The organism is Tenacibaculum finnmarkense (assembly GCF_900239185.1).
Lineage (GTDB): Bacteria > Bacteroidota > Bacteroidia > Flavobacteriales > Flavobacteriaceae > Polaribacter > Polaribacter finnmarkensis.
The window spans coordinates 1-14,023 of record NZ_OENA01000034.1; the positions used below are offsets into that span (position 1 = coordinate 1).

Sequence of the window (14,023 nt, forward strand, 5' to 3'; positions counted from 1 at the left end):
ACATCTTTTTTGTTTTGAGAACCACAAAAGAAACATTTTAATAGAATTTCAGAAACCTTTTTCTTTTTATTTTACAAATTTAAACAGGCTCTTAAAATGGAAACCTAGACAGTGTTTCTTTAGGACTTGGTTTTACTTTTCTTTAAAAAGCGACTGTACCAGCTTTCAGAAATTGGCACTTCCCAGTAATTTTCTAACTCTTGTTTTGTTTCAATTAAGTTATCAAAAACAATTGTTTTTTCGGTTACTGCTTTGTTTTTAATTAGCTTTTTAAAGTCTTTCAACTCTTTATACTGCGTGTATTCCCCTTGTTTAAAACACACATTCATTCTATCTAATAATTCGACCTCATATTGTGCCTGTAGCTGTAAAATAAAACCAACTTGTGCATCAATATCGGCATTTAACAACTCAGCATCTTCTGCAGCTGAAAAAATAATAAAACGATTGTATCGTACCTCAAAGGATGCTTTAAAATTTTCATCGTCTAACTTCCACCCTTCAACAAATGTTTTTAATTGCTCGTTTAATCCGTCAATTTCCTTTGGATAAAACTTTCTGTTACATGGATAAATCCAAACCTTTGCTTCTTCTGATAATGTATTAAAATCTACTAACATAATTGTTCTTAATCTGAATGGCAAAGATACAGAAAATAGCACGAAAGTATAAAGCAAAAAAAAACGTTTCGATATATCGAAACGTTTTTAATATTTTAAGTAAACTTTAAATTCTTATAAAGAAGCTACGTGTTTAGCTAATTTTGATTTTAAGTTTGCTGCTTTATTCTTGTGAATAATGTTGTTCTTTGCTAATTTATCTAACATAGATACAACAGTAGAAAACATTGCAGTTGCTTCTGCTTTATCTTCAGATGCTTTTAATCTTCTAACAGCATTACGTGTTGTTTTGTGCTGATATTTGTTTCTTAAACGCTTAGCGTCATTACTTCTGATTCTTTTTATTGCTGACTTGTGATTTGCCATTATGCTAAAATTCTTAAAGGTTTATAAAAAACTTTGTAGTCCGTACGGGAATCGAACCCGTGTTACATGGATGAAAACCATGCGTCCTAACCCCTAGACGAACGGACCAAAACAATCTTTCTGATTGCGAGTGCAAATATAAAGTATTATTTTACATTTACGGTAATTTTATTATTAATTTTTTGTTTTATTAAAATTACTAATCTTTATAAAACGTCAATTAAATTGTAGTCCGTACGGGAATCGAACCCGTGTTACATGGATGAAAACCATGCGTCCTAACCCCTAGACGAACGGACCGTGACAAACAATTTATCTGATTGCGGGTGCAAATATACAACTGTTTTTCAATCTTGCAAAACTTTTTGTCATCTTTTTTTAAAAAAAATTGTGTTAATTATTTAAAAAACCACTACAGCCACACTTAAAGAACTAAAAAACAACTAAATACAGGTAACTTTAAATTAAATAAAAAAATAAATTATTTTTTATCAATTTCAATACACAAAGTACTTTTAGCTATTTTACCGCAATACGCCCCCTACTCCGAGTATTAAAAAGGCTAATAAATTTCTGACTAAATTTGATATTTTATCAGTTTATATTAATTTAATATTGTCTAAATCTTGTTTTTTTGACGTTTAGAGCCTGTTTAAATTTTAACTAAAGTGTATTTTTAACATATAACCGTCATGCTGAATTTATTTCAGCATCGCATAAAGCGAAGAACTATGGCAAATCAGGATGCGAAACTGAAATAAATTCAGTTTGACAGACTCGATTTTCCAGCGATAAAACTTTTTTAAATAAAATTTAAACAGGCGCTAAAGGTTCGGACTCTATTCTTTTTGTACAATTTTTAAAAACAAGCACAAATGCCTAGCCCCGATTGAAGCAATTGTTTGAGCTCTTTTTTATTTTTCTTTTCGAAAAAATAAAAAAAGCGAGTGCGGAAAGCGGGAAATTGCTTCAAAAAAAAATCCTACCGAAGCAGGATTTTTAAACAATAAGTGTTTTTATATTAATATGCCTTAGCGAAAAGCACTTTTTTAGTAGATGGATTTCCTGTAAAAATACAAGTTCCTACCTCTTCTTTAGCATCGTTAGGAATACATCTAATAGTTGCTTTGGTAAGGTCTTTAATTTTTTCTTCGGTTTCTTCGGTTCCGTCCCAGTGCGCTAATACGAATCCTCCCTTGTTTTCAATAACGTCTTTAAACTCATCGAAAGTGGTTACTTCGGTCGTATTGTTTGCTCTGAAATTCAACGCTCTTTGATATAAGTTGTCTTGAATTTCTTCTAATAAATTAGCAATAAAATCAACAACGCCATCAATAGCAACGGTTTGTTTTTCAAAAGTATCACGACGAGCCACCTCAACGGTTCCGTTTTGTAAATCACGATTTCCCATGGCTACTCGCACAGGAACTCCTTTTAATTCGTATTCGGCAAATTTTGCACCTGGTCGGTAAGTGTCTCTGGTGTCAAACTTTACTGAAACGCCTTTTTTGCGTAATTCTTTTACAATTACATTTACTTTTTCAGAAATTGCTTCTAATTGGTCGTCTCCTTTATATATAGGAACAATTACAACTTGGATTGGCGCTAATTTTGGAGGTAAAACTAAACCTGCATCATCGGAATGTGTCATAATTAACCCTCCGATTAAACGGGTTGAAACTCCCCAAGAAGTTGCCCAAACGTATTCTTTCTTTCCTTCTTTTGATGTATATTTTACATCAAATGCTTTGGCAAAATTCTGCCCTAAAAAGTGAGATGTTCCCGCTTGTAAGGCTTTACCGTCTTGCATTAATGCTTCAATAGTTAAGGTGTCTTCGGCTCCTGCAAAACGTTCGCTTGCTGATTTTGCTCCTTTTATTACAGGCATCGCCATAAAATCTTGCGCAAAGGTTGCATATACTTCTTGCATTTGTTTTGCTTCAGCTACTGCTTCGGTTTTTGTGGCGTGTGCGGTATGCCCTTCTTGCCATAAAAATTCGGCGGTACGCAAAAATAATCGGGTACGCATTTCCCAACGTACTACATTTGCCCATTGGTTTATTAATAATGGTAAGTCACGGTATGACTGAATCCATCCTTTATAGGTGTTCCAAATAATTGCTTCGGATGTTGGGCGAATTACTAATTCTTCTTCTAATTTTGCATTCGGATCTACTCTTAATTTCCCTTTGTTATCTGGGTCGTTTTCTAAACGATAATGTGTTACAACCGCACATTCTTTTGCAAATCCTTCAGCATTTTTTTCTTCTGCTTCAAATAAACTTTTGGGTACAAGTAATGGGAAATAAGCATTTTCATGCCCTGTTTCCTTAAACATTCTATTTAATTCTGCTTGCATGTTTTCCCAAATAGCAAATCCGTAGGGTTTTATAACCATACATCCTCTAACGGCTGAGTTTTCAGCTAAATCAGCTTTTACCACTAATTCGTTATACCATTTCGAATAATCTTCGTCTCTTTTTGTTAAATGTTTGCTCATAATCAAAAGTTTGGCATAAATATTGTTATATTTTATGCGTAAATTGTCTATGCAAAACTACATTAAAAAGGCTACTTGCCCAACAAAGAAATCGTATTTTGTACCCCAGTTTCCCAATTAGTTTTTATAACCTTAAATTTTAAGCCATGAAGTTCCAATATAGCCACACCAAGCTTGCTTTTTACCTACTTTTATTATTGATGTCAGCTACAATTGTTTCATGCGGAACAATGCAAACTGTTGCCAATAATGATGACGGTATTTATGCCGATGACAAACCTATTCAAAAGTCAAAACGTACTATTATTGTTGCTGATACTAAAGAACATAAGGCACCTCAAGAAAACTATTTCACCAAGGAAGTGGAGCGTTTAGGGGTTTTAAATGACACCGATATTTTTACTGATATTGAGCAATACGCCTCTGAAGAAGCACCTTTTAATGCTGATCAGGATATTAGAAATGATGAAGCTCAAAATAACTATACAAGTAATGAACCTTGGGGTTACAACAAAAATAATAATACCGATGTTGTAATTCATGTAAATACAGCACCTCAATGGGGCTACTATAATAATTGGGATGGTTATTATGGTTATAATAACAGACCTTGGTGGCGTTCAAGGTATTATGCCTATGGAAATTCTTATAATTACGGGTTTTATAATCGTGGTTATTACGGAATGAATTATTATAATAACCCTTATAATAATTATTACAACAACCCTTATTATTACCCATACTACAGACGCAACTCTTACAGTAACTATAACCGTTATTACAGCCGTCACAACGGTTCGAACCCTTATAGAATTTACAGAGCAGCATCAAAATATAGAAGAATTGCAACTACTTCAAGAAGAAATACAAAAAGCTATAGAAGAAATACAAATGCTAGTAGAAATAATCGTTCATACAGAAATATAAGAGGTTCTAAAAATACTAGAAATACTACGAATACAAGAAACACCCGAAATACTAGAAATACACGAACAACTCGTGGTAATTCTACTAGAAAATACACACCTTCTAGAAATGCCAATAAAATAAACCGCAATACAAGAAGTACCCGAACAACTAAAAACTCTCGCAGTAATTCAACGTATTCAAGAAGAAACAGTAATAGCAATACTAAAAGTTATAACAGACCAACAACATCAAGAAATTCTCGTAGCAGTTCTACCTCTTCAAGAAGTAATAATAACAAGACTAACAGATCATCTAACAGTAGAAGATCAACTAATAACAGGCGCTAATTGAAGTAACTTTCTAGGTAGGTTTTTAAACTAATTAACAAAAAATGAAACGAATTTTAACTTTCGCGATACTTATCGCTAGTACATATACTGGTTTTTCACAATCATTAAATTACAACGAATTAGGAACTTTGTTTTCAGGAGATGATACCAACGGAACGGCTCGTTTTGAAGCAATGAGTGGCGCTTTTGGTGCGTTAGGCGGCGATGTTTCTGCTATAGGAATTAACCCTGCAGGTGCTGTTGTTAGCCGAAAAAGTGTTGTATCGGCAACGTTAAATAATCGAAATACCGCTTACTCTTCTATGTATTATGGCAATAAATCCAATACTGAAAACACCGAATTTAACCTGAGTCAGGTTGGCGCAATTTTAGCTTTTAATACCGCTTATAATTCTAATTGGAATCGGTTTGCGTTGAGTGTTAATTATCGAATAAAAAAAGATTTTAACAGTGCCTATAATGCACAAGGAAATAGTGGCGATGCGTATTTTACAGAGCATCTTACCGATCCTTCCATCATTTTTGACTATCCGCAGGAACAGTTTATTGAAAACGAAACCACTGGGAAAAGTAGCGTTTACAGCTTCGGATTTTCTGCCGTTCATTTGAATAAATTATCCGCTGGAGCTACCTTAAATTTCCATAAAATTAATTTTACCCAACTTATTAAAATCAATGAATTTAATAACGATACCCACGGAAACACCTTAGATGCGTTTAATGTTCAAGATAGTTCTTTTAATTCGAATGGGTTTTCGTTAAATCTTGGGTTTATTTATAAGTTTAATCAAAATTTACGTTTAGGATTGGCTTTCGAAACACCTACTTGGTATCATGAAGTTTATGAAAACAGTAATTTAGTGCCTTATGATGAAGATGATTTTGTGTATCAAAATTACAAAGGATATTTTGATTTAACAACGCCAAATATTAATAATGGAGAGCGTTTAGAAAGCGATAATCCTTTTCAAGAAAATGTTTACCGCTTTAAAACTCCTAGCAGAATTACCGCTAGTGGTGCGTATATATTTGGTAAAAAAGGATTAATTAGTATTGATTATACCTATAAAAATTACAAAAACATCAAACTTAGTGATGGTAATTTTTCTGTAGAAAACACCAACTTCACCAATAATTATCGAAATACACATGCTTTAAATATTGGTACAGAATGGCGTTTTGACAACATAAGTGTTCGTGGCGGTTATCGTTATGAAAAAAACCCAAACCTTATTTTAGGAGGCAATACAAATAAAGATAATTTAAGCGGTTTTTCAACAGGTTTAGGCTATAACTTTGGAAACACAAAAATAGATTTAGCGTATTCTAAACAGCAAATAAAGCAATTTTATACCATCTATAACACTGGTGATTTAACTACAGATAACAAAACTTCTAAAATTTCGGCAACGCTAACCTTTAATTTATAAAGATAGTCGTAACAATTTATATTCAAATCCTGCTTTTGCAGGATTTTTTATATACATATATCTCAGTTTTTTACCGTAATTTTGCACTTCATTTTACAACTTATGAGCACGATAAAAATAAGCATACAAGAAACAAATAACGAAACTATTTTAAAATTTACAAGTAGTACAATTTTAGTAAACGGTGGTAGTTATGAGTTTAATAATATAGACGAAGCTAAAAACTCACCTTTAGCACAACAACTTTTTCACCTTCCTTTTGTAAAGAAGATTTTAATTACCGCAAATTTCATCGCAATTCAGCGTTATGACATTGTGCAGTGGGAAGACGTAGAAGAAGAATTACGTGAACAAATTGAAAACTATTTAAAAGATGGTAATAAATTAGTAGAAGAAGTAAGTACTAAAAAAGATGCTGTTGAAGTATATGCTGAAGTTACTCCGAATCCTTCGGTTATGAAATTCGGATCAAACAAAGCGCTTACCCAAACTGATGTTGAGTTTAAAAACATTGAAGAAGCTAGTAAATCATCGCCTTTAGCGCAAGAACTATTTGGTTTTTCGTTTGTAAAAGAAATTTTTATTTCTGAAAATTACGTGTCTATTACAAAATACGACATGATTGAATGGAATGAAGTTCATCAAGAAATTCGCTCTTTTATTAGAACTTATATTCAAGAAGGAAAAACAATTATTAAAGAACTTCCAAAGCAACAAACCAAAGAAAATGTTGAAATTCCGAAGGAAGATTTAACAGCTACCGAAGCTGAAATTGTTGCTATTTTAGATGAATACATTAAACCAGCCGTAGCTTCTGATGGTGGAAATATCGCCTTTCAATCGTACAATAAAGACACTAAAATAGTTAGTGTAATATTACAGGGTGCTTGTAGCGGTTGCCCTTCATCAACGGTAACTTTAAAAAACGGTATTGAAACCATGCTTAAAGATATGTTGCCTAATAAAATTAATCAAGTAGTTGCTATTAACGGATAATTTATAAAAAAGATGTCTAAAACAATCAAACCATACAAAGATTCTGACTTAGGAAAAAAAGAACAAGTAGCCAAAATGTTTGACAATATTTCTGAAGATTACGACGGCTTAAACCGTGTTATCTCTTTAGGAATTGATGTTAGCTGGCGAAAAAAAGTAGTAAAATTAGTCGGTGAAAATAATCCGAAACAAATTTTAGATATCGCTACTGGTACTGGTGATTTAGCTTTAATGATGGCGGGTTTAAACCCTGATAGAATTGTAGGTTTAGATATTTCTGCGGGAATGTTAGCCGTTGGTAAGCAAAAAATTGCCAAAGCTAATTTAACCGATAAAATAGAAATGATTGTTGGCGATAGTGAAAAAATGCCTTTTGATAATGATACTTTTGATGCAATAACGGTTTCTTTTGGAGTTCGAAATTTTGAACATCTAGACAAAGGATTAACTGAAATACGCCGTGTTTTAAAAACTGGCGGAAAATTAGTTATCTTAGAAACTTCGAATCCTACTAAGTTTCCGTTTAAACAAGGGTATCAGTTTCATACCAATGTTTTACTACCTATTATTGGTAAACTGTTTTCAAAAGATAAAGTAGCGTACTCTTATTTATCAGAAAGCGCAAATTCTTTTCCTTTTGGTAAAGCTTTTAACAATATTTTACAGAAAAACGGGTTTAACAATGTAAATAATGTACCTGTAACTTTTGGAGTTGCATCAATTTACACCGCTTTTAAATAATATGTTAAAAAAAATTTTACTTTTCGCATTTTTCGGACTTTTTACCCTTTGCCTTCAGGCGCAACGTGAAAAAATATTAAATCTTCCTAGTTTTGATGAACATATTTTTCATTATGGTTTTTACTTAGGGCTAAACAATAATGGCTATAAAGTAAGTTACAAGCCTAGTGCTTTTAACAATGCTGAAGTTGAGGTATCAAGTTCGGTAGGGTTTAACGTTGGTTTAATTGCCGATTTAAAATTACATAACAATTTAAACTTACGATTTGAACCAGGGTTAATGTCAAACACAAAGACCTTGTTTTTTAAGCACATTCCCGGAACAGAAAACATACATACCAGAGAAGTTAGCGCCACCTATTTACACTTGCCTTTGCTACTAAAAATGAGTACTAATAGGCTTAATAACATACGCCCTTATGTATTAGGAGGAATATCGTATGATTATAATTTTTCTAGTAATGAAAAAAATGGTGATGACAATGCTGTTGGTGAGTTTAGAACCACCACAAGTAATGTACTGTACGAAATAGGTATTGGTATTGACCTCTATTTAAGTTACTTTAAATTATCACCTTCTATTAGGGGTGTTTTCGCTATTAATAACGAACTCATACCCGATAACAATTCACCTAGTCAATGGACAGACCCCCTTGATTACCTAGGTACACGAGGTGTATTTTTACACCTATCGTTTGAATAATTAAAAAGCCACTGTTTTATGAACAGTGGCTTTTTTATAAAGATAGAAGTCCCCCGAAATCTACCTTACACTTATAAGACACTTATTTATCTTATAAGTCACATATAATAACAAAAAAAATGACCATCTTATCGATGGTCATTATGATAAAGAACAGTAAATGTCTTTATCTATAAGATAGAAGTCCCCCGAAATCTATCATTTATTTTCTTTTAATAAGTCAGAAAGCAAATATAAAACAAAAAGTTATAAACTACTCATTTTCAATAACTATTTTACTATCTACCACTTCTTTAATTGGAAAAACCACGTTCCCTTGAGTTGTTGTAACAGTTAAACAAATATTATCAATTGCAGTTACAACGCCTTTAACATCGCCAATAGTTACTTTTTTTCCAATACCCACATTTTTCCTAGAATAATAGCCATAAAGCAATCGAACTACAACTTCTTTAGCTCCTAAACCAAAGGCTAAAGTAAATGCTAAAAGAACAGAACCTATTAAAAGTGTTAAATTACTTTTTATTACAGATGTATCAACCCCTGCCTGATCTAATGCTGTTATCGATAAAAAAACTACGATTAAATAAAAAGCAATGTTTCCAACCAAATTACCTCCAGAAATTTCTAAAGATTTAAACATGGTTTGGGTTGCTTTTTTAACAACAGTTCCTAAATAAACACCCGCTACAAAAATTCCAATCGCTGTTAATAATTTAGGTAAATAAGCAAAAAAACTTTTGATACCTTCTGATACAGCTTCAAGCCCAAAAATAGTTGAACCTGCCATAACAAATGTTAGTATTAAAAACCATTTTAACACAGCAAGTATTACAGTGGTTAATACAATATTGATCGTTGAATTACCAAAAATTTCTGTTTTACTTAGTTTTTTAGACCATTCATCAATTTTTGTTTTAGACAATCCTTTTCTTACAATATATAGGAAAACTTTAATAATTAACCAAGCTAAAATTACAAAGCCAATAAACCCAAGTACAGTTGGTAACGAATCAATAATATTTTTAAAAACATCTTTAAAAGGTTCTAAAATATCAATATTTAATACATTCATGATGCTGTTATTATTTAATTTTATTCTTAGTGTTATTTATTAATTTTTCGGTTCTTTTTTAGACACACCACCACCTAATAAATCAGCAATTGTACTTGGGTATTTTACCACAAATAAATCGGCTATATCTATAGACAGCTTTATCATTGCCACATCTTTAAGTACTTTGCTTTTAAGTACCTCTGGCAATTCTTCGTTATGTAATATTTTCTTAAATGGATTTTCCATAATTATCACAGTGTGTTATATACTCTTATAACTTTTTCTTTGGCTCTTTTTAAACGCATTTTTACAGCACTATCACCCAAACTCAATGCCTCTGAAATTTCTTTAATGCTCATATCATCTTGATATTTCATTAATAAAATCATTTTTTCAGGAGCAGGTATCATTTCAAGTACTTTTGCTAGTTTATCAGCCTTTAGTTCAAATAATTCAGCGTCGTCAATTTCATCTTCATTACTATCTTCTTTTATTTGATCAGTAACAACGGTAACTTTTTCTTTTTTCTTCTCTTTATTTCTTTGCACATAGTTTACACAGAAATTATAAGTAAAAGAATACAGCCAAGTAGAAAATTTTGACCTTCCTTTAAAGGTTCTTAATTTTACAAACAAACGAATAAATACATCATGTGTTAAATCTTGTGCTTCTTCTTTATTTTTAGAAAAACCATAACATTTATTATACACCACACCCGCATAACGGTCATATAAAACAGCGAATAAATGACTATCATTTTTTTCTACTATTTTACTAACCAGCTCTTCATCGCTTAGTTTTGTAATATCAATACTTTTCAACAGCTAAGTTTAGTTATTAATTTATAGTTCGACTTACAATTAGTAAGACACTTTTATTTTAAAAGGGTCACTTTCATTCTTTTATCAAAGAGCTAATTTAATAATTCTTTAAATGATATTGGCTTTTAAATAACAAAAAATATCGATTAATTTTAACGCTATAAGAACAGACGCTAATCAGCATAAAAAGATAGTATTAAAACAAACAATTACAGGTCTTTATAAATTTCTGAAATTTTATCTTTAGCTCTTTTTAAACGCATTTTCACGGCACTATTTCCTATATTTAATGTATTTGATATTTCTTTAATACTCATATCATCTTGATATTTCATTAGCAAAATCATCTTTTCAGAAGCCGCAATCATACGAAATGCTTTTGCCAATCGAATTGATTTTAACTCTAAAAATAAAGCACCTTCTTTTTCATCTTTAATATTTTGGTCTTTAATTTTATCTGTTAAAACAGTAATTTTTTCATTCTTTTTATAGTTATTTCGCTGTACATAATTTACGCAAAAATTATACGTAAAAGAATACAACCACACCGAAAATTTAGATGTTCCTTTAAATGTTTTTAATTTAATAAATAATCTAATAAAAACATCGTGCATTAAATCTTCGGCTTCCTGTTTGTTTTTAGAAAATCCATAACACTTATAAAAAACCATTCTTGAAAATCGATTGTATAATACACCGAATAAAGCCGTATTATTAGTACTAACAATTTGGTAAACTAAATCTTCATCTGTAATTTTTGTAGCTATTGCGTTCATAATGACTGTATTTATACTGTAAATTAAAGAAATAATCCTCTTTTAAATTTTTAGACAAGACAAAACAACCTTTTATGTAGATGAAAGGTAGCAAACTATCTTTTAAAAAAAATAATTACTTTTTTGTAACATTATCAGGGCATCCTACGTATAATATAGTGTAGAGCGATTGATGAATCAATAATACCCCTTAAATTAGATGAGACAACTTAAAATTACCAAACAGGTTACCAATAGAGAAACTGCTTCCTTAGATAAATATTTACAAGAAATAGGAAAAGTAGATTTAATTACTGCTGATGAAGAAGTAGAATTGGCACAAAGAATTAAAGCTGGTGACCAAAGAGCCTTAGAAAAATTAACTAAAGCAAACTTACGTTTCGTTGTTTCGGTAGCAAAACAATACCAAAACCAAGGATTAACTTTACCCGATTTAATTAACGAAGGTAATTTAGGATTAATTAAAGCGGCAAAACGTTTTGATGAAACTCGTGGTTTTAAATTTATTTCGTATGCTGTATGGTGGATTCGTCAATCAATATTACAAGCATTAGCAGAACAATCTCGTATTGTACGTTTACCGTTAAATAAAATTGGTTCTATCAATAAAATTAACAAAATGTACGCCTTTTTAGAGCAAGAAAACGAAAGACCTCCAAGTCCTGAAGAAATTGCCAAAAAGTTAGACATGACTGTGAATGACGTAAAAGAATCAATGAAAAATTCTGGTCGTCACGTATCAATGGATGCTCCTTTAATTGAGGGTGAAGATTCTAATTTATACGATGTATTAAATTCAGGTGAATCACCAAACCCTGACAGAACTTTATTACACGAATCGTTACGTATTGAAATTAACCGTGCTTTAGAAACCTTAACTCCTCGTGAGGCTGATGTTGTAAAATTATACTTCGGATTAGGAGAACACCAACCAATGACCCTTGAAGAAATTGGAGAAACTTTCGATTTAACTCGTGAGCGTGTTCGTCAGATTAAAGAAAAAGCAATCCGCAGATTAAAACACACTTCTCGTAGTAAAATTTTAATGACTTACTTAGGATAACAATCTCAGTTTTTTTTTTTAGATAAAATAGTAAAACTCTCAAATTCATTTTTGGGAGTTTTTTTTGGAGCTAATTCCTGCTTTACGCTGTATCTTTTTTTCATCCTTCAAAAAAGGATGCCGCTGCAATCAGGGCTAAACATCTTAACAAAACAACTTATTTATGAACAGCATTTTTAAAATCAGTAAGAACCTTTTTAAACACGAATTAATTATCTTTGCTACAACAAAAATAACAACACAACAAGAAACCAATGAGTAATTTAATTGCACCTTCAGTTTTAGCCGCAGATTTTGCGAACCTACAAAGAGACATCGAAATGATAAACAATAGTGATGCCGATTGGTTTCATATTGATATTATGGATGGCGTATTTGTACCAAACATCTCTTTTGGAATGCCTGTTTTAAAAGCCATTACCAAACACGCAACAAAAACAATCGATGTACATTTAATGATTGTAAACCCTGATCAATACATTCAAACTTTTGCCGATTTAGGAGCAAATATTTTAACTGTACATTACGAAGCTTGCCCACATTTACACCGAACTATTCAGGCAATAAAAGCCGCAGGAATGAAAGCAGGAGTTGCTTTAAATCCGCACACACCAATTTCGGTTTTAGAAGATGTTATTCAAGACTTAGATATGGTGTGTATTATGAGTGTAAACCCAGGTTTTGGAGGACAATCATTTATTGAAAACACCTATAAAAAAGTAAGCCAGTTAAAACATTTAATTGAATTTTCAAATTCTGAATGTAAAATAGAAATTGACGGTGGTGTAACCGATAAAAATGCCAATCAACTTATTGAAGCTGGTGCCGATGTTTTAGTGGCGGGTAGCTATGTTTTTAAAAGTGAAAACCCTACCGAAACTATTGAAAATTTAAAGAATTTGATTAATTAAAAACCTGTTTAAACTTCATTTAAAAAAGTTTTGTAACAAAAAATAAGAAATCGAATCGGTCAAGCTGAATTTATTTTCGCATCCTGATTTGCCGTATTTTTTAGCTTTTTTTGATGATTATTGTCAATTCGAGTGATTTTAATGACTAAAAAGAATTTGAAAGAAAAAAATCACTCGAACTGACAGTTTATTTAATTTTATTTTTTGAAATTTAAAAACATCCCTTTTTTAAAACTGCGCTAGTAAATAATTAATTAAATCGGTACTCGTAACAATTCCTACCAATTCATTGTTGTCAACAACAGGCAAAGCGTGAAATTCTTTTTTTGCTAAAATTTCAGCCACTTCTTTTATAGTAGAACACGCAGTAACAGTCACTAAATTTTTTGCCATCACCTGTTCAATAGTAAACATATTATAAACCACAGCATCTACCTGCTCTTGATCATCATAAACAGCATCTGCAAAACTGATTCTTAATAAATCGGTATAACTTAACATTCCTTTTATTTTTGAATCAACAACAACAGGAATATGTCGTATTTTTTCTTTTTTAAACAACTTTTCTGCTGTCATTAAATCATCCGAAGTACTTAAAGTAAGTACATTTTTAGTCATTATTTCTGAAACTTTTGTGTTTTTATTCATCGTATTTTATTTTTTAAGTATTGCTTATTATTTATTTATAAGAGCCTGTTTAAATTTGTAAAATAAAAAGAAAAAGGTTTCTGAAATTCTATTAAAATGTTTCTTTTGTGGTTCTCAAAACAAAAAAGATGT

The 14,023-nt window shown here is 31.3% G+C and carries 15 protein-coding genes and 2 tRNA genes; 7 read left to right on the plus strand and 10 right to left on the minus strand.

The genetic code is table 11. The features are described from left to right. Positions 1-119: 119 nt before the first annotated feature. The 5 genes from AQ1689_RS03740 to proS all read right to left on the minus strand — a co-directional run bounded on the left by AQ1689_RS03740 (position 120) and on the right by proS (position 3,486). A complete protein-coding gene (locus tag AQ1689_RS03740; protein WP_101955237.1) occupies positions 120-620 on the minus strand; it encodes an ABC transporter ATPase in 501 nt (166 codons plus the stop codon). Between the two features lie 114 nt (positions 621-734). Next, a complete protein-coding gene (gene rpsT, locus AQ1689_RS03745) occupies positions 735-986 on the minus strand; it encodes a 30S ribosomal protein S20 (RefSeq protein ID WP_058884204.1) in 252 nt (83 codons plus the stop codon). 36 nt (positions 987-1,022) lie between these two features. Then, a tRNA-Glu gene (locus tag AQ1689_RS03750) sits at positions 1,023-1,094 on the minus strand. A gap of 120 nt (positions 1,095-1,214) precedes the next feature. Then, positions 1,215-1,286: transfer RNA gene (locus AQ1689_RS03755), tRNA-Glu, on the minus strand. Between the two features lie 721 nt (positions 1,287-2,007). Then, a complete protein-coding gene (gene proS, locus AQ1689_RS03760; RefSeq protein ID WP_101914563.1) occupies positions 2,008-3,486 on the minus strand; it encodes a proline--tRNA ligase in 1,479 nt (492 codons plus the stop codon). 146 nt (positions 3,487-3,632) lie between these two features. Here proS and AQ1689_RS03765 point away from each other — a divergent pair, with 146 nt between their 5' ends. The 5 genes from AQ1689_RS03765 to porT all read left to right on the plus strand — a co-directional run bounded on the left by AQ1689_RS03765 (position 3,633) and on the right by porT (position 8,615). Then, positions 3,633-4,742 carry a hypothetical protein gene (locus AQ1689_RS03765; RefSeq protein ID WP_145993728.1) on the plus strand — a complete coding sequence of 370 codons (1,110 nt, stop codon included), beginning with the start codon at positions 3,633-3,635 and terminating at the stop codon, positions 4,740-4,742. Positions 4,743-4,786: 44 nt separating this feature from the next. After that, entirely contained in the window at positions 4,787-6,175 is a 1,389-nt protein-coding gene (locus AQ1689_RS03770) for an OmpP1/FadL family transporter (RefSeq protein ID WP_101955239.1), read from the plus strand. Positions 6,176-6,277: 102 nt separating this feature from the next. Then, positions 6,278-7,171, plus strand: a complete 894-nt coding sequence (locus tag AQ1689_RS03775; protein ID WP_101914566.1) for a NifU family protein — start codon at positions 6,278-6,280, stop codon at positions 7,169-7,171. 12 nt (positions 7,172-7,183) lie between these two features. Next, positions 7,184-7,912 (plus strand): bifunctional demethylmenaquinone methyltransferase/2-methoxy-6-polyprenyl-1,4-benzoquinol methylase UbiE, encoded by a 729-nt coding sequence (ubiE, locus tag AQ1689_RS03780; protein WP_101914567.1) that lies wholly within the window; start codon positions 7,184-7,186, stop codon positions 7,910-7,912. A gap of 1 nt (position 7,913) precedes the next feature. Further along, positions 7,914-8,615 carry a type IX secretion/gliding motility protein PorT/SprT gene (gene porT, locus AQ1689_RS03785; protein ID WP_101955240.1) on the plus strand — a complete coding sequence of 234 codons (702 nt, stop codon included), beginning with the start codon at positions 7,914-7,916 and terminating at the stop codon, positions 8,613-8,615. A 253-nt stretch (positions 8,616-8,868) separates the two neighbouring features. Here porT and AQ1689_RS03790 read toward each other — a convergent pair whose 3' ends face one another. From AQ1689_RS03790 to AQ1689_RS03805, 4 genes are all read right to left on the minus strand, one after another. Then, positions 8,869-9,690: a mechanosensitive ion channel family protein gene (locus AQ1689_RS03790; protein ID WP_101955241.1), complete on the minus strand. Its 822-nt coding sequence runs from the start codon at positions 9,688-9,690 to the stop codon at positions 8,869-8,871. A gap of 39 nt (positions 9,691-9,729) precedes the next feature. Further along, entirely contained in the window at positions 9,730-9,918 is a 189-nt protein-coding gene (locus AQ1689_RS03795) for a hypothetical protein (RefSeq protein ID WP_058884196.1), read from the minus strand. Positions 9,919-9,923: 5 nt separating this feature from the next. Further along, positions 9,924-10,493 (minus strand): RNA polymerase sigma factor, encoded by a 570-nt coding sequence (locus AQ1689_RS03800; RefSeq protein ID WP_101914570.1) that lies wholly within the window; start codon positions 10,491-10,493, stop codon positions 9,924-9,926. 209 nt (positions 10,494-10,702) lie between these two features. Then, positions 10,703-11,269: an RNA polymerase sigma factor gene (locus tag AQ1689_RS03805; RefSeq protein ID WP_101955242.1), complete on the minus strand. Its 567-nt coding sequence runs from the start codon at positions 11,267-11,269 to the stop codon at positions 10,703-10,705. A 199-nt stretch (positions 11,270-11,468) separates the two neighbouring features. Between AQ1689_RS03805 and AQ1689_RS03810 the strand changes: the two genes are divergently transcribed. Both AQ1689_RS03810 and rpe read left to right on the plus strand, forming a co-directional pair. Then, positions 11,469-12,332 carry a sigma-70 family RNA polymerase sigma factor gene (locus AQ1689_RS03810; RefSeq protein ID WP_058884193.1) on the plus strand — a complete coding sequence of 288 codons (864 nt, stop codon included), beginning with the start codon at positions 11,469-11,471 and terminating at the stop codon, positions 12,330-12,332. Between the two features lie 254 nt (positions 12,333-12,586). After that, a complete protein-coding gene (rpe, locus tag AQ1689_RS03815) occupies positions 12,587-13,243 on the plus strand; it encodes a ribulose-phosphate 3-epimerase (RefSeq protein ID WP_101914572.1) in 657 nt (218 codons plus the stop codon). A gap of 228 nt (positions 13,244-13,471) precedes the next feature. Here rpe and AQ1689_RS03820 read toward each other — a convergent pair whose 3' ends face one another. After that, entirely contained in the window at positions 13,472-13,891 is a 420-nt protein-coding gene (locus AQ1689_RS03820) for a CBS domain-containing protein (protein ID WP_101914573.1), read from the minus strand. Positions 13,892-14,023: the final 132 nt, after the last annotated feature.